The sequence below is a fragment of the uncultured Thiocystis sp. genome, from assembly GCF_903866365.1.
Lineage (GTDB): Bacteria > Pseudomonadota > Gammaproteobacteria > Chromatiales > Chromatiaceae > Chromatium.
Window position 1 is genome coordinate 1 of the sequence record NZ_CAIPNF010000409.1, and the last position, 20,538, is coordinate 20,538.

General features: G+C 67.2%; 16 protein-coding genes and 2 pseudogenes. 8 read left to right on the forward strand and 10 right to left on the reverse strand.

All coding sequences use genetic code 11. The features are described from left to right. Window positions 1-299 precede the first annotated feature (299 nt). On the forward strand, window positions 300-1,748 hold the full coding sequence (locus tag QZY07_RS22480; protein ID WP_295407748.1) for an NAD(P)H-binding protein: 1,449 nt from the start codon (window positions 300-302) through the stop codon (window positions 1,746-1,748). 266 nt (window positions 1,749-2,014) lie between these two features. Here QZY07_RS22480 and QZY07_RS22485 read toward each other — a convergent pair whose 3' ends face one another. The 4 genes from QZY07_RS22485 to QZY07_RS22500 form a co-directional block, all read right to left on the reverse strand. Then, on the reverse strand, window positions 2,015-3,349 hold the full coding sequence (locus QZY07_RS22485; protein WP_295407751.1) for a sigma-54 dependent transcriptional regulator: 1,335 nt from the start codon (window positions 3,347-3,349) through the stop codon (window positions 2,015-2,017). A gap of 161 nt (window positions 3,350-3,510) precedes the next feature. Next, entirely contained in the window at window positions 3,511-5,106 is a 1,596-nt protein-coding gene (locus tag QZY07_RS22490) for an ATP-binding protein (RefSeq protein WP_295407754.1), read from the reverse strand. After that, window positions 5,069-5,419 (reverse strand): hypothetical protein, encoded by a 351-nt coding sequence (locus QZY07_RS22495; RefSeq protein WP_295407757.1) that lies wholly within the window; start codon window positions 5,417-5,419, stop codon window positions 5,069-5,071. Before QZY07_RS22495 ends, QZY07_RS22490 begins: the two co-directional genes overlap by 38 nt. A 28-nt stretch (window positions 5,420-5,447) precedes the next feature. After that, entirely contained in the window at window positions 5,448-6,635 is a 1,188-nt protein-coding gene (locus QZY07_RS22500; RefSeq protein WP_295407760.1) for a hypothetical protein, read from the reverse strand. Window positions 6,636-7,027: 392 nt separating this feature from the next. On the opposite strand from QZY07_RS22500, the gene QZY07_RS22505 reads away from it, so the two are divergent. Beyond that, window positions 7,028-7,843, forward strand: coding sequence for a DUF2202 domain-containing protein (locus QZY07_RS22505; protein ID WP_295407763.1), 816 nt, complete (start codon window positions 7,028-7,030; stop codon window positions 7,841-7,843). Window positions 7,844-7,950: 107 nt separating this feature from the next. Further along, window positions 7,951-9,255 (forward strand): sensor histidine kinase, encoded by a 1,305-nt coding sequence (locus QZY07_RS22510; RefSeq protein WP_295407766.1) that lies wholly within the window; start codon window positions 7,951-7,953, stop codon window positions 9,253-9,255. A gap of 203 nt (window positions 9,256-9,458) precedes the next feature. On the opposite strand, the pseudogene QZY07_RS22515 reads toward QZY07_RS22510, so the two are convergent. The 4 genes and pseudogenes from QZY07_RS22515 to QZY07_RS22530 all read right to left on the reverse strand — a co-directional run. After that, a pseudogene (locus tag QZY07_RS22515) lies at window positions 9,459-9,638 on the reverse strand (DUF5615 family PIN-like protein); the annotation flags it as partial. 38 nt (window positions 9,639-9,676) lie between these two features. Continuing rightward, entirely contained in the window at window positions 9,677-9,907 is a 231-nt protein-coding gene (locus tag QZY07_RS22520; protein ID WP_295407769.1) for a DUF433 domain-containing protein, read from the reverse strand. A gap of 34 nt (window positions 9,908-9,941) precedes the next feature. After that, the gene (locus tag QZY07_RS22525; protein ID WP_295407772.1) at window positions 9,942-10,040 is read right to left on the reverse strand and encodes a twitching motility protein PilT; all 99 of its coding nucleotides are present in this window, start codon (window positions 10,038-10,040) and stop codon (window positions 9,942-9,944) included. Beyond that, window positions 10,037-10,423 (reverse strand): DUF2281 domain-containing protein, encoded by a 387-nt coding sequence (locus QZY07_RS22530; RefSeq protein ID WP_295407775.1) that lies wholly within the window; start codon window positions 10,421-10,423, stop codon window positions 10,037-10,039. Before QZY07_RS22530 ends, QZY07_RS22525 begins: the two co-directional genes overlap by 4 nt. A 336-nt stretch (window positions 10,424-10,759) precedes the next feature. On the opposite strand from QZY07_RS22530, the gene QZY07_RS22535 reads away from it, so the two are divergent. The 5 genes from QZY07_RS22535 to QZY07_RS22555 all read left to right on the forward strand — a co-directional run bounded on the left by QZY07_RS22535 (window position 10,760) and on the right by QZY07_RS22555 (window position 16,633). Further along, a complete protein-coding gene (locus QZY07_RS22535; RefSeq protein ID WP_295407777.1) occupies window positions 10,760-11,707 on the forward strand; it encodes a TolC family protein in 948 nt (315 codons plus the stop codon). Beyond that, a complete protein-coding gene (locus tag QZY07_RS22540) occupies window positions 11,704-12,918 on the forward strand; it encodes an efflux RND transporter periplasmic adaptor subunit (RefSeq protein ID WP_295407779.1) in 1,215 nt (404 codons plus the stop codon). The genes QZY07_RS22535 and QZY07_RS22540 overlap by 4 nt, the downstream gene beginning before the upstream one ends. Further along, window positions 12,918-15,626, forward strand: coding sequence for a CusA/CzcA family heavy metal efflux RND transporter (locus QZY07_RS22545; RefSeq protein WP_295407782.1), 2,709 nt, complete (start codon window positions 12,918-12,920; stop codon window positions 15,624-15,626). The genes QZY07_RS22540 and QZY07_RS22545 overlap by 1 nt, the downstream gene beginning before the upstream one ends. Before the next feature lie 198 nt (window positions 15,627-15,824). Continuing rightward, window positions 15,825-16,130, forward strand: coding sequence for a DUF3240 family protein (locus QZY07_RS22550; RefSeq protein ID WP_295407785.1), 306 nt, complete (start codon window positions 15,825-15,827; stop codon window positions 16,128-16,130). Between the two features lie 77 nt (window positions 16,131-16,207). Next, window positions 16,208-16,633, forward strand: coding sequence for a hypothetical protein (locus QZY07_RS22555; protein ID WP_295407788.1), 426 nt, complete (start codon window positions 16,208-16,210; stop codon window positions 16,631-16,633). Between the two features lie 18 nt (window positions 16,634-16,651). Here QZY07_RS22555 and QZY07_RS22560 read toward each other — a convergent pair whose 3' ends face one another. Beyond that, entirely contained in the window at window positions 16,652-18,733 is a 2,082-nt protein-coding gene (locus tag QZY07_RS22560) for a TonB-dependent copper receptor (protein ID WP_295407790.1), read from the reverse strand. 260 nt (window positions 18,734-18,993) lie between these two features. After that, window positions 18,994-20,538: pseudogene (locus tag QZY07_RS22565) on the reverse strand (hypothetical protein); the annotation flags it as partial.

The window sequence follows — 20,538 nt, forward strand, 5'->3', positions numbered from 1 at the left end:
ACTCCCGCGGACTTCTCTTCCGCCGGTTGCTTGAGCAACTCGTCGTGACAGATCCTGTCCCCGAGAGCCGACTCATCGATGGTCACCATTGGCAGCCCCACAAGATGTAGTTTGAGGCGGAGCTAACCGTCCACCCCCTTTATTGCAATTGGCTCAGGGTTCTCATGTTTTTGATTCACGCTCTCATACTCTTGGAGCCATTTCTCGACTGTCCGCCAGTCGATGCGGCCATCGTCGCCTTTCTGCGCACCCTCGACGATGGCTGGATGCCGGCCGTCGAATGACTGGCCGCGCGCGGGATGTCATGCCAATGTCGCCACCGTCGCGCCCGCGGGTCGTCGTCGCTGGCCGCCAGCGGCTTTATCGGGACCGCGGTCTGCCGCGCCCTGGCCGCGCGCCATGAGGTCGTCGCGCTGACCCGTTCGCCGGCCCGGGCACGCCCGCCCGACCCCGAGGGCCATATCGCCTGGCGCCAGTGCGACCTGTTCTCCGCGCGGGCGGTCGCGGCGAGTCTGGAGGGTGCCGACTATGCGATCTATCTGGTGCATTCGCTGGCGCCCTCGTCGCGCCTGACCCAGGCCCGACCGCGCGACATGGATCTGATCCTGGCGGACAATTTCGCGCTCGCGGCGGCGGCCAACGGGGTGCGACAGATCCTGTTCGTCGGCGGGGTGATCCCCGATGGATTCCAGATCTCGCCGCTGCTCTGGAATCGTCGCGACGTCGAACTCATCCTGGCCTCGCGCGGCACCCCGGTGACGACGCTGCGCGCCGGACTGGTGGTCGGGCCGGGCGGATCGGCGCCACGGCTGCTGGTCGATCTCGTCCGCCGCCTGCCCCTGCTGGCGCTCCCGCCGCAGGCGGGGTCCGTCACCCGGCCGATCGCGCTCGACGATCTGGTGCGCGCGCTGCTGCACTGTCTGGGACAGCCCGAGACCTGTCGCGGAGCCTTCGACATCGGCGGCCCCGAGTCGCTCAGCTACGAGACGATGCTGCGCCAGACCGCCGAGGTGCTCGGCGTGCGTCGGCGTTTTCTGCGGCTGCCCTATCTGCCGCTGCCCTATCTGCCGTTGTGGCTGGCCGCGCTGACGGCGCGCCTGATCGGCGGAGCGCCGGCCGCCCTGGTCGGTCCGGTGGTCGAGAGCCTGCCGCGGGATATCCGCATGCGCGACAATCCGGTCCAGCGGGCCATCGATCCCGACTCGCGGCCCTTTCGCGCGGCGCTTGCCGCCGCGCTCGATCCGCGCAGCGGCCGTTTGCGGCCCAATCCGCGTCAGCCGCTGCGCGAAGAGGATCGGCACCGCCTCCGCGAGGCCAGCCGGGTGCGCTCCATCCAGCGCATCCTGTTACCGCCCGGTCAGGATGCGCACTGGGTTGCGGGCAACTATTTCCGCTGGCTGGGCGCGTGCTGCTGGCCCTTTATCGAGACCGAACTGGATGCGGACGGGCGCTGCGAGGTCCGGCTGCGATTTCCGCGCGTCACCCTGCTGTCGCTTCAGCGACTGGACGCGGAGAGCACTCCGGACCGTCAGATCCATCTCATCGTCGGCGGCCTGCTCAGTCGCACGCGCGGCCCGAACCAGGCCCGCTTCGAGTTCCACACCCTGCTCGGGGGACGCTACACCATGGCCGCCATCCACGACTATCAACCGTCGCTGCCCTGGTTTCTGTACCGTGTGACCCGGGCGGTTTTGCATCTCCTGGCGATGCGCCGCTATCAGGCGAGACTGGCGCGGCTGGCCCGCTGAGGCGAGGGGCGCGCCGCCGGTCAGGTCCGCGACAGGCTCCCGCCGGTCGTGTCGGACGCGGTCGGCACGCGCATCCGGAAGGGGCTGGTTTGGGTGCGCAGCGAATGCTTGAGCGATCAAACGAAAAGGGGTACTGCGACATTCGGGATGCCTCGGTGGATACGACGTCGAGGGTTCGGTGGCGAGGATACCCGATCCTGATCGTCGATATGACGAGCCGGCGGCGACCCGGTCCAGACCGCGCCGGACGACGGCCATGTCCAGGATCAGGTCTCCGGCCGCCGGATGCCATACTTGCCCAGCTTGTAGCGCAGCACCCGCTCGCTGATGCCGAGCCGCTCGGCGGCGTGGGTCTGAATCCAGTCGGTCTGCTCCAGGGCGGCCAGCAGCATGTCGCGCTCCAGGGCATCCAGGCGCTCCTGCAACAGGCCCTGATCGGCGGACGGGTCGGTCCGAACCTCCTCGGGCAGGTCGCCCGGCAGCAGGACGCTGCCGCGCGCCAGGGTCAGACTGCGCTGGATGATGTGTTCCAACTCGCGCACGTTCCCCGGATAGGTGTAGCGAACCAGCCGGTCCAGGGTCTCGGGGGCAAGCCGGGTCGGGCGCCGCGCATAGCGGGTCATAAAGTGTTCGATCAGGGCGGGGATGTCCTCGCGCCGCTGGCGCAGCGGGGGGAGCGCGACGTCCAGGACCCGCAGCCGAAAATAGAGATCCTCGCGAAACTGGCCGGTCTCGCACAGGGCGCGCAGGTCGCGGTTGGTGGCGGCCAGTACGCGGGCGCTCACCGCGATTTCGCGCTCGCTGCCGACCCGGGCGATACGCTTCTCCTGGAGTGCGCGCAGCAGCTTCGATTGCAGCGCGGGCGGCAGCTCGCCAACCTCGTCGAGAAAGAGCGTGCCGCTGGCGGCCCGCTCGAAGCAGCCGCGATGGGCGCGCTCCGCGCCGGTAAAGGCGCCCTTCTCATGGCCAAAGAGTTCGCTCTCGAAGAGATTTTCGGGGATCGCCGCGCAGTTGACCTCGACGAAGGGGGCGTCCGGCGTCGGGCCGAGCAGATGGATGAGGCGCGCGATCAGCTCCTTGCCGGTGCCGGTCTCGCCGTGGATCAGCACGCTCCAGGGACTGTCGGCGACGCGCCGCACCAGCGACAGGGTCTCCTGCATGGCGGGGCTGGTGCCGATGATCTCGATCGGCAGGGGGGCGCTGGCGACCGCCTCGGTCACCTCGATCACATCCGCCGTCACCGCCACGCGCTGTTCCAGTTGCTCGATCTTGTGCAGCAACTGGACGAGGTCCACGGGCTTCTCCAGGAAGTCGTCGGCGCCGAGCTTCATCACCCGGACCGCCATGTCCACCGCACTGAAGGCGGTGATGAGGATGGCGCGGACCAGTGGATTCAGCGCCTTCATCTGCTCTAGCACCTGGTCGCCGGTCATTCCCGGCATGCGATGGTCGAGCAGTGCGAGCTGGATCGGCGCGCGGCGAAAGATCTCCAATGCCTCGGTGCCATCGGCCGCGGCATGCACCTGATGGCCCTGCTTGCGCAGAAAGCCGGCCAGCAGCTCGCGCTGCATGGGGTCGTCATCGGCGATAAGGATATTCATCCGAACTCCCGGTGAAACCGTGTCCATGACGTTATGCGTCGTTTTGAGTCATCAACCAGGATATAAGTCATTGTTTATAAGTCCTGTCAATCTTGAAAAATCCTGTGAATCCTGTCCAATTCCGGAGCTTTCGGTCGGGTACGGACGTTCCCGGAAATCGCCTAATCGCTGGGTCGCGCGGGCAGGACGACGGTGAGCCGCAACCGTCCGGGTCGCGGCACCTCAAGCAGCAAGCGCCCGCCGTGTGCGCTGACGATGCGCCGGGAGATCGCCAGGCCCAGCCCGGTGCCAAGGGTCTTGGTGGTGAACCAGGGCTCCAGGATGCGCTCGACCTCGCCCGCCGGCAGCGCCAGTCCGTCGTTCTCCAGGGTGAGCGAGGTCTCGTCCTCCACCCGCGTCAGGCCGATCCGGAGCACGCCCCCGGCAGGGCTGGCCTCAAGCGCATTGCGCAGCAGGTTGTCGAGGACGTGCCGCAGCAGATCGGGGTCACCGAAGACCTGGGATCCGGGCGATAGACTCGGCTCCAGGTGGATCCCGGCCTTCGCGATAGCCGGCGCGTAGAGGCTCAGTTGGTCGACGATCAAGGCATCCAGCGCGAGACTGACACGTCTCGGTTGGATCGGCCGGGCGTAGTCCAGGAGTCCCGTGACCGTGCCGTTGGTCCGCTGGACCGCCTCGCGCACCAGCTCCAGCAGCCGGCAGTGCTCGGGCGTCAGCTCATCGGCCTCCATCTGCAGGCGCTGGAGCCCCATGGCCATGGCGTTCAGCGGGTTGCGGATCTCGTGAGCGATCGCCGCCGCCGCCCGCCCGAGTCCAGCCTCCTCGCGCTGGCGCGACAGCCGGCGTTCATAGCCGAGGCGCTGGCGCTCGTGGGCGCGCTGATGACGATAGAGCACCCAGGTGCCGGCGCTGCCGGTCAGGACCAGCGCCAGGACGAAGACCAGGAACTCCCACCAAAGCCGGGTGCGCATGCGCTGCAGGGGGCTCGCGTCCAGCTCCAGCCGCAGCTCGGCGCCGGCGACCGGGGCGCTGGCCTGGGCGACCAGACGGCCGTCCGTCGCGCGGCCGAGGGTGATTCTCGGTAACCCGGCGTCCTGACTGGGCGCGATGTCGACCCGGGCATCTCCCAGGAGCCGGACCGAGATCACGCCGGGCAGAGCGGCCACTGACGCCAGCGCGCGCGGCAGGCCGACGGCCGCCTCCAGGGCCTCGGTGTGGCGACTGTCCAGCCCGACCAGCACGCACCCCTCGCCCTGGCTCGCGGCGACGCCGAAGAGGATGGTGTGTGCCTCCGGCAGGCGGATGAGACGCTCCAGACGCGCGCAGTCCAGTGGCTCGGCGCTCGCCCAGTCGGCCGGACCCTGGACCGTCCCCTCGGCGCGCCGGATGTGGATGACCGACAGGCCGGCCTCGGCGGCGAAGGCGGATAACTCATCGGTACGAAAGGGCGCGATGCCGTCGAGATACTCGGCGAAGCGCGCCGATTGGCCGAGAAAGCGGATGAGGATACGGCTCATGACATCTTCCGCCAGCAGGGCGCCGCGCGCATGCAGGATCACCGCATCCGCCAGCAGGCGGGCATGCTCGCCCGCGTCGTCCTGAAAGGCGCGTTCCGCCTGGCGGGTCTGGACAAAAAACCAGGCCAGGACCAGCGCGAAGAGCAGACCGAAGACCAGCAGATGACCCAGCCAGGGCGGCGGCAGGCGGTGCGACTCCCGGTCAACGTCCACCCGCGCCGCCCCCGAGTCCGCCGCCAAGGCCGCGCGACCCGCTGCGCATGAGGCGCGCGCGCACCCCGGTGCGGTCCCGTGCCGAGAGATCGCCCGCGAGCGGTTCCAGACGCGCCCCGGTGAACGAGCCGCTCGGCGCGCGCGCCGAGCCGGGCCACAGCCGGACCAGCGCGCCGACCGCGAGCCCCGGCGGCGGGGCCGGCACCTCGACCGTGACCACCCGCTCCGTATCCGCGCGCCCATCCTCGACGCTCAAGGTGACCCGCTCCGCCTCAATGGCGAGGATCCGCGCTAGCACGGGCGCCTCGGCGCCGACCGGCTGCACGCTCAGACACAGCATCAGCATCGCCAAGCCGGCGAGCGGAGGATTAGCGGAACGACCAGGAGAGGCCACATTGGGTTACCTGTTGTTGGAAGGATCGCTCCGCGCGCGTGGAGACGCTGTCGAGCCACTCGACACCGCAGATGACTTCGCCCTGGCCAGGGCGACTGCCGGGTAGGGTATGGCGCGCGGTGAACAGCAGGCGGTGCTGCTCGTCTTCCCGCCGATCCTGCCGGGAGGTCGCGGCGTAGCGCGTGAAGGACCAGCCCAGTCCGAGCTCAAGCTGCCAGCGTTCGGCTGGCGCGAGGCGCAGTGCCAGACCGAGGTCGTCGCGATCATAGGTCTGGGCGGTTACCGGGGAGTCGCACCGCGTATGGATGGCCGACAGCACACTGGCGAGATTGGGTCGCCAATGGCGCGTGAAGTCCAGGCCGAATCCGAACAGATCGTCGTCGCGGCGCACCGCCAGCGTGTCGCCCCGGCGACGGGTGTCGGCGAATGCATGGCGGCCCGACTCCGAGCCTCCGCCAGATCCAGACCCAGATCCAGACCCAGACCCAGACCTAGATCCAGACCTAGATCCAGACCCAAACACAGACTCAGATCCAGATCCAGATCCAGATCCAGCACCCTCGGACCCAGACCCAGACCCAGACCCAGACCCAGCACTCCCGCCGGGACGCCCGGCCCAGGGCAGCGAGGCGTTGCGGTAGGCGAGGCGACGCAGTTCGCCATTCAGCTCCAGGGTATGGCGGGCTGACAGCGCACGCGCATAGCGGATTCCCACGGCTGCCTCGTCGCGCGCGTCGGCCGGGACCAATTGATCGCGATACGCGGCGCCCGCGAGCGAGACCTTGAGCAGACCCGCGCCCGCGTCCGTCTCGCGCGTCCAATCGCCCGTCAGCGTGAGGCGATAGCTGTCATTGTCCGCCTCGTTATCGCGATACCAACCGCTCGCGGTGAGCCCAAACTCGGCGCCTGCGAGCGGCCATGCCCGCGCCGCCTCGACGCCGTAGCGGGCAAAGGCCAGTGCGGGACCCTCCCGGCTTTGCGCCGGATTGGAATCGTAGCCAAGCGCGACCTCGGAGCGGATGGCGAGCGGCTCTCCGGTGGGCGATTCATCGGTAAGCGGCGCCGTGGCGAGCGCGGGATCGCTCGCCAGCAGGAGCAGCAATAGCGCACCGGCGATCGCGCGGACGGCGGTGTCCGTGACGGCGGCGACAGATGCAGGCATGGCGGTTCCTCGGGCGCGGACGCGGGATGTCCGGTCAGGATAAGCCCTCGGGCGGTCCAGGTCAGCCTCCGAACCTTGCGCGGCGGTAGCAGCCCCCTTCCTGACAGGCGGATGGCTCCGATCCGCGTCGACGATCGAGGCGTCCCTACTTCAAATTCAGCAAACATCGGGCCGGACCGCTCGAACGCTGGTCCGGCGCGTCTGGAAGGCGGAACAGGCGTGGAGATGGGCCGCCGGACTCGACATTTCTGTCGAGTCGCACGCGAAATGTCGACCGAATGCGCCGCCGACCATGGGGCTAATGCCCGTGAATACCGGGTTTGAGCGATGGCACGGCACCTGCTATTGGACTCGTGACGATCCTGTCGAACCTGATTGAAGAGAACACCGCCATGACCCTGCAATACCGCCTGATCCCTGTCGCCATCGCCATGAGTGCCATCCTGTCCGCCGCACCCGTCCTGGGCGCGGGGCCGAACGGCCGTCAACCGGCCCAGCCGGTGCTCAGTGAGCTGGATCCCGGGGAGGCCGCGACCCTCGTCTTCATGCGCGAGGAAGAGCGAGTGGCGCGCGATGTCTATCTCAACATGGATGCGCTCTGGCAGTTGCTCCCCTTCGGAAATATCGCCGCGTCCGAGCAGAAGCACATGGATGCCATCAAGGGCGCGATGGACAAGTACGGGCTCGCGGACCCCTCGAATCCGGATGACATCGGCATCTATTTCGATGGTGCACTCCAGCGGCTCTATACGGACCTGATCGACCGGGGTGAAGGTTCCTACCTCGCGGCGCTCCAGGTCGGCGCGCTGATCGAGGAGGTCGACATCGAGGATAACGAGGTCGCTATCGCCGCCACCGACAACGCGGATCTGCAAACCATCTATAACAATCTGCTGCGCGGTTCGCGCAACCATTTGCGAGCCTTCGTCGCCGAGATCGAGCGCCAGGGCGTCGTCTACTCGGCTCAGCATCTGACACAGGAAGCGGTCGATACCATCCTTGATACGCCCATGGAGCGCGGCGGCAAGGCCGGTGGCCAGGGCGCCGGATCCCAGCGACTGGGGATGGTCGAAGACGCGGGCATCGCGGATCAGTCGGGCCTGACCACGCGGGTGGAGCGGCTGATCGCGCGCAACGGCAGCGGCGCCGGGAACGGCAGCGGGTCGAAAAGCCGCAAGGGTGGCGGCACCGGCGACTGCCGAGCCTGAGACGCGGCGGCGGGCGCCAGATTGGCGCCCGAGTAACGCGTAAAAATAAATTAAACAACGACAACGACCTCGAAAGCCGTCTCCATCTTGGCCTCACGCTCAGCCTGGTGCTGCTGATCGGCGCCGCCTGGTGGCTGGGGCACGCGGCACTGCATCACACGGCCAATGCCTTCGTGATCTCGCGCCTGGAGCATGATGCCGAAGGTCTGGTCGGAACCCTCGGGCTTGAGCGGACGGGAGCGCCGCGCCTGGACGCGGCGGGGTTGACGCCGGTCTATGAACAGCCTTATTCGGGACACTATTTCGCGGTCGCCTTCACGGCGGGAGAGCGCCTGCGCTCGCGCTCGCTGTGGGACGAGGAGCTTGCCGTCCCGGCCCTGGCGCCGGGCGAGACCCGCACCTGGAAGATGGCCGGGCCGATCGACCAGGATCTGGTCGTCTGGGCCGGCGGCTATCGCCTCGACGGGCATGATCTGGCGGTCGCCGTCGCCGAGGACATCGCGCCGCTGAGCGCCGAGCTGGTCGGCTTCGAGCGACTGTTCGCCCTGATGGCGCTTGGCGGGCTGGCGTTGAGTCTGCTGATTCAACGGCTGATCGTGCGCCGCGCCTTCGCCAGTCTGCGTCCGGTCTATCGCGACATCGAACGTCTCGAACACGGCCAAACCGCCACCCTGACCGAGCAGGTTCCGACCGAGATCCTGCCCCTGGTGCGCAAGCTCAATCGGCTGCTGGTGCTCTTTGCCCAGCGTCTGGAACGCTCGCGCACCGCCGCCGGCAATCTCTCTCACGCCATCAAGGGACCGCTCGGGCTGGTGCGCCAGCAACTGGAAGACCCGGCCTTGCCCATGGCCGACAGCACCCGCGCTGGCCTGCTCGAACAGGTCGAACAGTTGCGTCGCATCGCCGAACGCCAGCTCAAGCGCGCCCGTCTGGCGGGGGCCGGCGGCGCCGGTGCCTGCTTCGAGCCGGCGGCCGAGCTGCCAACGCTACAGCGTCTGCTGGAACGCATGCATGCCCCCAGGGGGCTGGAGATCCGGCTCGGCCATGCCATCCCGGAGTCGCTCGGTCTGGATCGCGAGGACATGCTGGAACTCCTCGGCAACCTGCTCGACAACGCTTGCAAATGGGCACGCACGCGGGTCGCCGGCAACCTCGCGATCGATGCCGAAACACTGGTGCTGCGCGTCGAGGACGACGGTCCCGGCTGCGCCGAGGACGCGCTCGCGGCCATCACCGAACGCGGCGTGCGTCTCGACGAGCAGATCAGCGGTCATGGTCTCGGGCTGGCGATCGTCAAGGAGATCCTTGAGGGGTACGGCGGGCGCATCGCCTTCGGGATCTCGCCCGGACTTGGAGGATTGCGGGCCGAGGCGCGGGTGCCGCTGGGCGGCGAGGTCTCGTGGAATCGGTGACTTGGGCGGGTAGGGGTGTTCGGCGGTCAGTGTCACGTCATCCTAACGCCTTTGATCCTAAATTCGGCATTTGGAACCGCAAAGGCGCAAAGGACGCAAAGAAAAACAAGGGCTTGCAATGCGCACGACAATCACCCGTTGGGTGACTGTCGTCATCGAGATAAGACATTGAATGGCTTTGCGTTCTTCGTGTTCTTTGCGGTTCAACTGCTCTTTTTAGGTTGATCGCCTTCGCGATCCGCCAGCAAGGCAAAGTCCTCGTCCTTGGTCACGATCACCAATGCCTCAGCTTTGGCGAGTTCCCAAATCACACGATCATCGCTGGCATCCAGGCCAATATCGGATACATGACGACAGGCCAAGCCTTCACTTGTCAGAAAGCGCGCGAGCGCCGCCGGTCACTGGTTATCGACCAGAAGGTTCACGCTGCGATCACGATCGGATGGCTGGTCTGAATGGTGGCATACTCCAGCGCCGCGTAGATATCCTCCTCTTCCAGAAACGGATAATCCTCAAGGATCTCAGCATGGGATGCGCCGGCGCTGAGTAGCGCAAGAAGATCGCTGACGCGGATGCGGTAGCCACGTAGACAGGGGCTGCCGCCGCATTTCCCCGGTTCGATCGTAATCCGTTCGAGTCGTTGTTTGGGCATAGATTCAGTTCCGAAATGCGTTTTTTCTACGACTTCAGCAGATGTTCTCAATCGATTTTTTCGCGCTTGCAACCAATTGCGGATCATCGGCCAAAAACCACAGCAGGACATGGGTATCCAGGAGCAGATTCACTCCATGTACTCCTTGAAGTCTTCAAGCGGTTCGTCGAAATCGGCGGCGATGCGGATTTTTCCTTTGGCACTTCCAGCTCGACAGGGCCATTGGGCGACAGACTCCAGATGTTCATCCTCCTCCGAAAGAATGGTGACGTACCCCTTGCCAAGACCTGGCGGGGGGCGCGGACCTGTTGCGGCACTGGAGTGCGGAGCCGTATCGACGACGGATCCTGTCATCGAGTCCGGTTGCCGGAGCTGCTTGACAAGCGGCGACTCCCCCGGCAGCAAGCGACCGACGATCCGGCCATCCTCGATGATTGTGACTTCCTCGCCTGGCATCAGGCGATGGAGAAGGTCGGGCAACGTGGCCCGAGCTTCCTGAAGCGTGACGGTTGGCATGATCGTTTTCCTCTGTGCGATCAACGAACGAGACCTTTCTCGCGCAATTGCTTGCCGATGGATGACTGAGGTTCCCTCGGTTTTCACTCTTCCAGGGCCGGGTGCTCATGCGACCGGTTTTCCCCTGCCGAGTGACCATTCAGTCACGGCAACCAAACGGTCACGGGAACGTCAGAGGCTCACTGGCGCCGGGGAGACGGCGACAGCACCTCACCAATCCTAAAGATTCAGCGTGTTCGCCAGGCCGGCGGCCTGGTCGCGGGCGATCCGGCGCTGCGGGTCAAACATCGCAGCGACCGGCTCACCGACGATGCCGGCGCCAATGAGTGGGAGGCGATGCTGGATGTGCCGCTGTGGCTGCCGGGACAGCGCGACGCGCGTCAGTCCGTGGCGGCGGCGCTTGGCGGTCAGGCCGATGGCCTGGCCAGCCTGCTGCGCTGGGAGATGGCCGGGCGGGTGCGCGAGGCGGTCTGGACGGCGACCTTGGCCCAGGGACGGCTGCGCCAGGCCGAGGAGGCATTCGTGAGCGCCCGCGCGCTGGCCGAGACCATCGACAAGCGCTTCGCGGCCGGCGAGCTGGCGCGGGTCGATCTCCTTCTGGCGCGTCAGGAGACCCTGGAGCGCGAGGCGGAACAACATGCCGCCCAGGTCGAGGTCGAGACGGCGCTGACCCAGTATCGGCTCCTCACCGGTCAGACCGGCCTGCCCGAGGATCCGTTGGAGCGCGTCGCCGATCTGGAGACGGTCCCCGCCGATCATCCCCTGCTGCGCGATGCCGATGGCACCCTGGGCGTGGCGCGCGCCGAGCGTACCCGCACGCAGCGCGATCGCCGTGGCAATCCGACGCTGAGCCTCGGCGGCACGCGCACCCGCGATGGCCGCGGCGCCGATGCCGCCGACGCGGTGCAACTGGAAATCAGCATTCCCTTCGGACTCGCGAGCCAGTCGGCGCCGGCACTGGCGGCGGCCGAACGTCTCTATACCGAACGCACGACCGACTTGCACCGCGCCCGTCTGGAGGCCGAACAGGCGCTGGCCGTGGCGCGCGTCGGCCAGCGTGGTGTCGCCGAGGCCTTGGCGGTCGCGGAACGCCGTCATACCCTCGCGCACGAGGCGCTGGATCTGGTGCGGCGCGCCTTCGATCTGGGCGAATCCGATCTGACCGCCCTGCTGCAGGCCGAGGCGCGCGCCCGCGAGGCGAGCGTGGCCCTGGAACTGCGGCGTCTGGAACAGGGTCAGGCGCGGGCCAGACTCAATCAAGCACTAGGAGTCGTTCCCGAATGAATCGCATCCCGCCACCGCTGAACCGCCTGGCACGCTGCCCGGGCGCCGACAGTCCGCCCGACCGCCTGCACTCCGCCGCGCACTGGCTCACGGCCCTCCTGCTGCTGCCCATCCTCGTTCCGGCGAGTGCACTGGCGGGCGAGCTGATCGCGCTCGACGTCAATCAGCAGGCGGCCTTCGGGATCCAGGCGGTCGCGCCCATCCCAGCCGAAAGCACGCTCTCGCGGCGCTATCCCGCCGAGGTGGCGGTACCCAACCGCCAACTGCGGGTGGTCGCCGCGCCCCAGAGCGGGGTGCTGGAGAGCCTGAAGGTCGCCGAGGGCGAACGGGTCGGCGTCGGACAGGTGCTCGCCGAGCTGCGCAGTCCGGAACTGGTCGACACCCAGAGTCAATATCTGGAAGCGCTGATCCGGCTCGAACTCGTCGACAGCGAACTGGCGCGCGACCGCAAGCTCCACCGCGAGGGCGTGATCGCCGAGCGCCGCCTGCTGGAGACCCAGTCCCGGCAGCGTGAAATGGCCACCCTGCTCGATCAGCACCGTCAGTTGCTGGAGCTCGCCGGACTGGCCCCGGAAGACATCGCGACCCTGACCCGCACCCGCCGCCTGACCAGCACCCTGCCGGTGCATGCGCCGATCGCCGGGGTGGTGCTGGAGCAGATGGTGACCACCGGGCAGTCGGTCGCCAGCGCCGCGCCGCTCTATAGGATCGCCGAGCCGGACCCGCTCTGGCTGGAGATCCATGTCCCGGTCGATCAGCTTGATGGCATCGCCGCCGGCACCCGGGTGTTCCTGACACGCCAGGGGACGGCGGGCGAGGTCGTCACCATCGGGCGGATGGTGCACGGCCAGGATCAGGGCGTGCTGGTGCGGGCGGAGATCCACGAAGGCGTCGATCAGTTGCGTCCTGGCCAGTTCGTCGAGGTGCAGTTGCTGGCGACCCTCGGGACGGGCGCGACGCCCGGTCAACTGACTGCGTCGACCTCCGGCGCGCCGGTTGCGAGCTGGCGCCTGCCCGCCAATGCGCTGGTCCGCCAGGCCGACGCCGTGCATGTCTTCGTCGCCCGCCCCGGCGGATTCGAAGCGCTGCCGGTGACCCTGGTCGGCGAGGAGGAACAGAGCGCGGTGGTTCGGGGCGACCTGACGGCCGCCGACCGCATTGCGGTCAGCGGCGTGGCGGCCCTCAAGGCCGCCTGGCTGGGGGGCGAGTGATGCTGGCGCGGCTGATCCAGTTCGCGCTGACCCAGCGGTTGCTGATGTTGCTGGCGGCCCTGCTGCTCATCGGCGCCGGCTGGAAGGCGATCCAGGAGACCCCGATCGACGCCTTTCCCGATGTCTCCACCACCCAGGTCAAGATCATCGTCAATCTGGTCACCAGTTTCGAGGTGGTCCCGGACAATGCCCGCATGGCGGCCCAGGGGGTCAGCCTGGCGGCCCTGCGCGCGGCGATCGAGGCCAACAATGGCAACGACGGCGCCGGGCGGCTGGACGCCGGCGAAGAGGTGTTGCTGGTGCGCAGCGAGGGCGCGATCCAGACCCTCAGTGACCTGGGCGCGATCGTGATCGGCGGCGACCGGCGCCAACCGGTGCGGGTTGCCGATGTGGCCGAGGTGCGGCTGTCCGCCCTCACTCGCTATGGCGCGGTCACCCGCAATGGGGTCGGCGAGGCGGTCGAGGGACTGGTGCTGGGTCTGCGCGGGGCGAACGCGCGCGCGGTGGTCGAGGGGGTCAAGGCCAAGCTCGACGAACTCGCGCCGGGCCTGCCGGACGGTGTCGCCATCGAGGTCTTCTACAATCGCGGCGTCCTGGTGGACAAGGCCGTGCACACGGTCGCCAAGGCCCTGATCGAGGCCACGGTGCTGGTGCTCATCCTGCTAGTGCTCTTTCTCGGCGACCTGCGCGCGGCCTTGACCGTGGCCCTGATCCTGCCGCTGTCGGTGCTGGCGACCTTCATCCTGATGCGCCAGTTCGGACTCTCGGCCAATCTCATGTCGCTCGGCGGTCTGGCGATCGCCATCGGTATGCTGGTGGACGCCGCCGTGGTGGTGGTCGAGAACGTCGTCACTCAGCTCAATCGCGGCGCGGCCGGCGGGCGCCTGCCCCGGCTGCATCTGATCTATCGCGCCACCCGCGAGGTGGCGCTGCCCATGACCTCGGGCATTCTCATCATCATCATCGTGTTCCTGCCGCTGCTGACGCTCCAGGGTCTGGAAGGCAAGCTGTTCGTGCCGGTGGCGCTCACCATTGTCTTTGCCTTGGCCAGTTCGCTGCTGCTCTCGCTGACCCTGATCCCGGTGCTGGCGTCCTATCTGCTGGGCGCCGGCGGCGGTCACGGCGACGGCGAGCACGAGCCCTGGCTGCCGCGCCTGCTAACCCGGCTCTACATGCCGGTGCTCGGCTGGTCGCTGCGCCATCCGGCCGTGGTGGTCAGCGCGGCCGTCGCGCTGCTGGTGGTCGCGGGTTATGTCTACACCCTGATCGGCAAGTCCTTCATGCCGACCATGGACGAGGGCGACCTGATCGTCCAGCTCGAAAAGCTGCCCTCGATCAGCCTGGCCGAATCGCTCGCCATCGACCAGCGGGTGCAGCGCGCCATCCTCGCCGAGGTGCCGGAGGTCTCCGCCATCATCGCCCGCGCCGGCTCCGACGAGTTGGGCCTGGATCCCATGGGTCTGAATCAGACCGACAGTTTTCTGGTCCTCAAGCCGCACGAGGACTGGCGCTTCGCGACCAAGGATGAACTGATGGATGCGATCCGCGTGGTGCTGGAGCGCTTTCCAGGGGTCGATTACGCCTTTACCCAACCCATCGAGATGCGCGTCTCGGAGATGCTGACCGGGGTGCGCGGCGACTTGGCGGTCAAGCTCTTCGGCGCCGATCAGGATCAGCTCAACCGCACTGCGGCGGACATCGTAACGGTCCTCGAAGGCATCGCGGGCGCGCAGGATGTCTACACGCCGCGCAACGAGGGCGCCCAGTATCTGAATCTGGTGGTCGACCGGCTGGAGGCCGGCCGGCTCGGTGTCGACGCCGATGCCCTGGCCGCCGCGCTGCGCGCCCAGGTCGAGGGGCTGACGGTCGGCACCGTGTATCTGGAAGGCAAGCGCCGCCCACTGGTCATCCGCGGTCCCGAGACGCAGCGCAACTCGCCGGCGCGCTTCGCCGGGCTACAGATCGCGCTGCCCGACGGACGCGCCGTGCCGCTCGCCAATCTGGTGCGGATGGAGCAGATCGAGGGACCGGTCGCCCTGACGCGCGAGCGCGGCAACCGCATGGCGGTCGCCATCGCCAATGTCGAGGGACGCGACCTGGTGGGCTTCGTCGAAGAGGCTCGCCAGGCGGTGGCCGATCAAGTCGAACTGCCCACCGGCTACTGGCTGGAATGGGGCGGCGAGTTCGAGAACCAGCAGCGCGCCGCGGCCCGGCTGGCGCTGGTGGTGCCGATCGCGCTCGGGCTCATTTTTCTGGTGCTCTTCTCGACCTTTCGCTCGGTCAGCCAGGCGGTGCTGGTGCTGTCCAACATCCCCTTCGCGCTGATCGGCGGCATCTTCGCGCTAGCCCTGACCGGGGAATATCTCTCGGTGCCGGCCTCGGTCGGCTTCATCGCCCTGCTCGGCATCGCCGTGCTCAATGGCGTGGTGATGGTGACCTACTTCAACCAGCTACGCGCGCTCGGCCGGCCGATGGAGGAAGTCGTCACCGAAGGGGCGCGACGGCGGCTGCGCCCGGTCCTCATGACCGCCAACATCGCCACCTTCGGACTGGTGCCGCTGCTGTTCGCCACCGGCCCCGGCTCCGAGATCCAGCGCCCGCTCGCCATCGTGGTCATCGGCGGCCTGGTGAGCGCGACCCTGCTCATGCTGATCCTGCTGCCGATCCTCTACCGGCGCTTTGGCGGCGGTCCGGGTCAGGCGAAATGACGCTTGAACCTAAATTCGGCGTTTGGAACCGCAAAGGCGCAAAGGACGCAAAGAAAAACAAGGCATTGAACGACTTCGCGTTCTTCGTGTTCTTTGCGGTTCAACTGCTCTTTTTAGGTTGAAGCCAGGCTGTCGGGGCGAATGAATTCGCTACAAGGATGCCGCTCAACTGCCAACTGCCAACTGAAAACTGACTCCATGCCCAACACCCTACTCAATCTGATCGTCCCGCCCGAAGCCGAGGATCTGGTCGCCGAATGGCTGCTCGATCGCGACGACGTGCCCGGATTCACCAGCGTCCCGGTCTCGGGTCATGGCTCCTCGGAGCGGTCCATGAGCCTGGCCGAGCAGGTGGCCGGGCGCAGCCGACGGGTGATGTTCTTCACCCATCTGCCGACGGCCGTCGCCCAGTCCGTCCTGGCCGCGCTCGGCGAGGATTTCAGGGGCAGCGGTATTCACTATTGGCTGACCCCCTTGAGCGAGGTCGGTCGGCTGAAAGGCTGATGGGTAAACGCATTTCCGAACTCCGTGGAGGCACGCCACGACATCCAATCGATTGTTTGAAACGAGAGGTCAACACCGTGACCCTGAAACCACGATCCTTGCCTGGAATCGCCATCGCGATGGCCATCCTGCTCAACGCGGGAACCCTTTGCGCGGCGGATCGAGCGCCGTCTTTCGATCCGCCCCTGTCGGTCGAGCGTATCGCCTCGGACCGGTTCGAGATTGCCCTGGTTCAGGCACGGCCTGACGACGGCGCGATCTCCGTGCGCGGCACAGTGACCCCCAGAATCCCGCATCGAGGCGCGATCCCTGGGCATATCCACATCACGCTGATCGGTCCGGACGGCACGCGGCTGGCGGAAACCGATGCGAGCCCGATGCGCCACAACCGCCAGGCCCAATCGGCGTATTTCAACGCGCGACTGAGGATCGATCCGCCCGCGGGGAGTACCCTGCGCATCGCACATATCCTGGCGGGGAGTCCGGTCTCCCTGAGCCAGTAATTTTCAGTATCGCCGCATTCAGAAATCGACCGAGGCTCGCGCCCACAGCACCCGGCCCGGCTCGTTGACCTGTACCGCGCCGGGATTGAAGGGATCGAGATTGGCGCGGTTCACATGATCGGCATAGGCGCGGTCGAAGAGGTTGTCGACCCCCAGCTTGAGACGTCCGTGCTGGCCGAGGCTGGCCTCGCCATAGAGGTCGAGCGCCCACCAGCCGGGCGTCTCGCCGACATCCAGACCGCTGCCGGTCAGCGGGTCGTCGTCGACGCGGTACTGGGTGTCTGACCCGTTCAGCCGCGCGCCGGCCGACCAGGATTCCCGTCGGTGCTCCAGACTCAGGTGTCCGTTCAGGGGCGGGATCTGGGCGATCGCGCGGCCGTCGGTTCGATTCTGTGCACGGACATAGGCGAGCGCGGCGCCGGCTTCCCAATGGGCGCCGAACCGGATCTCGCCGGTCCATTCGCCGCCGGTCAGATCGGCCTCGACATTGCGGTAGATGCTGGCGCTATCGTTCAGCAGGATGCCGGATTGTCCGTGGGCGCGGTCGCGCAGGATGTAGTCGCCGACCCGGTCATAGAAGATCTCCAGACCGGTGCGCCAGCTCGCGGCGGTCCGGTTCAGCGTGAGGTCGATCTGATGATGCCGTTCCGGCCGGATGCCTGGATTGCCGATCCAGCGCGCGGATGCAGGGTTGCCATTGGACGCCAGATAACGCTCGGTCGCGTCGGCGGTGCGGACGCTGCGGCTCACGCCCGCCGTGAGTTCGAGCCCCGGACGCAGGTCGCGGGCGTAGCGCAGAAAGCCGCCCAGGTTGTGCTCGGTGCGGTCCTCGGCGGCGCGGCCATAATAGGCGGCATAGAGTTGACTGGGCGACCACGCCCAGACGGGTCCGACCGGGGCGGCGTTCGCCCGCGATCGGGAGATGCTGGCCTCGACATAGTCGTATCGCAGTCCGGCGGTGAGTCGCGCGGTCTCGCTCAGCGGATGCTCGGCCTCGGCGAACAGGCCCAGAGCGTCCTGCGCGACATCTGGCCACAGGTAGGATTGGGGAACGTTGACGGAGGCCGACCGGAAATTCCAGTAGCGGGTCGCCTCGCGCGCGACCTTGAGGGAATCGACGCCGAGCGTCCAGTCGGTCGCGCCGGTCGTTAGATCCGCGACCAGGCGCCCGCCGGTCGTGTCGGACTCGGTCGGCACGCGCATCCGGAAGGGGCTGGTCAGAGTGCGCAGCGAGTAATTGTCCATCAGATGGTCGACGTTGACGCGGTAGACCTCGGCATGTAGCGCGTGCAGCGGACCCAGCACGACGTCCTGGTCGAGTTTCAGTCGCCATTGGTCGCTGTCGCTGTAAGGCGAGTCCATCGCCGAGCCGGCGAAGAGCACATCCCAGTCGTGCGTCCGGTCGTACTTGACTTCGAGTCGCGTGCTGTCGCTCGGGGTCAAGCCGAGCGTGATACCGGCCGCGTCGCTGTTGAAGGCGCTGCGCACCTCGTCGCCGTTGCCGTCGCGGTAGTTGTCGGCGTTGCGCGACTGCCCCGTGACGCGCGCGAAGCCGAGCGGATTGCCGAGCGCGATATCGGCGCCGGCGGATTGGGCCTCCGAGTTGCTGGTCAAGCCGCCGTTCAGTCGGACGCGCGGCCCCTCGCCAGCGCTGAAACGCGGCGTGTCGCGCTCGAACAGAATGGTCCCGCCGCTGCCGCCCCCGCCGTACCGCACGGTCTGCGCGCTTTTGATCAGGGTCAGGCGGTCGAAGGCGTCCAGGTCGAGCAGCGTGGTCGGCGGATCCATGCGGTTCGGGCAGCCGCCGAAGGCATAGGCGCCATCGATCAGGACGTTGAGCTGGTTCTGACTCTGGCCACGAACGATGGGGTCGATGCCATGACCGCCCATGCGTGCGCCGGACACGCCCGGCAAACGGCGCAGCAGATCGCCGCCATCGGCTGGCAGCCCGACCCGCAAATCCTGGATCGGCGACGAAAAGGTCGCGGGCGGAAGGGGCGCGGACCTGGCCCCGGTCACGACCACTTCGGGCAAGACGGACAGGGGCAACAGGTTAGTCGGCGCCTCGGCCGCCACGGCCAGCGATCCAACCACACCCATGAACCCAATGATCAAACGACACGGCGACATCGGAGAGACCTCCTGTTGATTCCACGACGAAAGTCGGTGGCGGGAGGGTACTCGAAAGCGGCGCGCTGGCGCGCCAACAAAAGACATTGCGGACGCGGCATTTGACAGATTGAATGCCCAATCCCTGTGTGGCGTCCGAGTCACGCGCTACGGATTCAGGCAAGGCCAACACGAAAAAAGGCCGCCCGAATCGGGCGGCCCCAAAAGGCCCGCTCCAGCGAGCCGCTCTCTCAACCCTCGCCGCGACTCAGACTCAATCCCCGTTCCGGGCGTGAAAAGTTATGGCAGGCGGCGCACTCCTTGCCTTCCTGCTGCACATGCCGGCTGTGCACGCCCGCGAAATCGCGATCTTCCGACTCGTTCTCGTGGCATTGGGTGCAGATGCTGTTGAGGTTGCCGTTGAGCGTCGTCACCCGCGTGCCGACCACCGCGCTCGGGAGGGTGCGCAGACCGTATCCCAGGGTTGCCATCTCCAATCGGGAGGGACCGCCACCGAGCGCCTGGTGACAGGAACCGCAGCCCGTCGCATCGCCGCCCAGGGCGTTGGAGTCGGGTTCGACCCCGTGGTTGATGGTCTGGTAGGTGAAGACCGGGACGGTGGTCGTGCCGAGGGGCATCTCGGTTGAGCCAGGAGTCCCGGTGCAGGCGGCATCGGGATCCTCGCCAACCCCCACCGCCACCGCGCGGCAGAAGCTGCCGGTGCGGAAGAACTCGAAGGTGGAGTGTCCGACCAGGCTGTTGGTATCGTCATTGCGCGCCAGCTTGCCCCAGTGCTTCTTCATGGGGTAGAGCTTGGCGGTCGCGCTCGTCACGTCGCCATTGGGCATTCCCAAGGCATAGGCCGGGCTGCCGGCGCTGAAGCCGCCGACGAAGTTGGCCGCCACCGTGGCATCCAAGGGAACCGTGGGCACACCCGCCAACGACTCTTCCAGATAGACCACCTCGGAGGTGCCGTCGAACCAGGTGTAGCTGGGAATGAGCGACGCTGTCCCCAGGCCGCCCTTGTCCTCGCGGGGGAGCCAGCCGCCGCGACCGTTGCAGGCCGAGTCGGACGGATGCGGATCCTGCCAGTCGCGGGCGATCTCGGTACCGACCGCCGCCTTGGCGTAGCTCGGGATATGGCAGGTCTGACAGGCGACCTTCATGGCGTGCTTGTCCTTGCTGGAGCCCTGGGTGTTGCTGAAATCGCCATGCGGTCGGTCATCGTGACAGCCGCCGGTCTCGCAGGTGAAGCGTTCGGCCACGTCATTGGCCCGCAGGTCGAGCCCGCGACCGCGCACCCGGTGACTCTCGCCATTGGTTCCGGTCGCACTGTGACAATCCGAACAGGTCAGATTGGCGCCGTCCGGGCTCATGTGCATGTCGAGCGTGACGGGCGGATTGATGTTTTCCTTCGACAGATCGCCACGTTTGGCGCCATCGGCCCCGGCCGCCCCGGCATGACAGTTGAGACAGGATTGCCGGGTGGTGGCATGGACGTTCTGGGCCGCCGCCAGGGTGGTGAGCGGCATGGGCGTCATGGGGACCGACGCGGGAAGTGTGTCGATACCCGCCGGCTTGAACAGGAAGTCGCCCGCCAGACTTACCTTCGGGATGCCCTGGAATCCGGTTCGCAGCAAGGCGTTGCCCTCGGTGCGGATCAGCGCGCCATTGGCGTCCTCGGCCAGATTGAGCAGGCTGAAATCGCTGAAGCCCTGCCCGGACGCGGTCCAGTCCGGGAAGCGTTTGTAGACCTCTTGATGGCAGGTCAGACAGTCGATGTTGGCGAGTTGCGC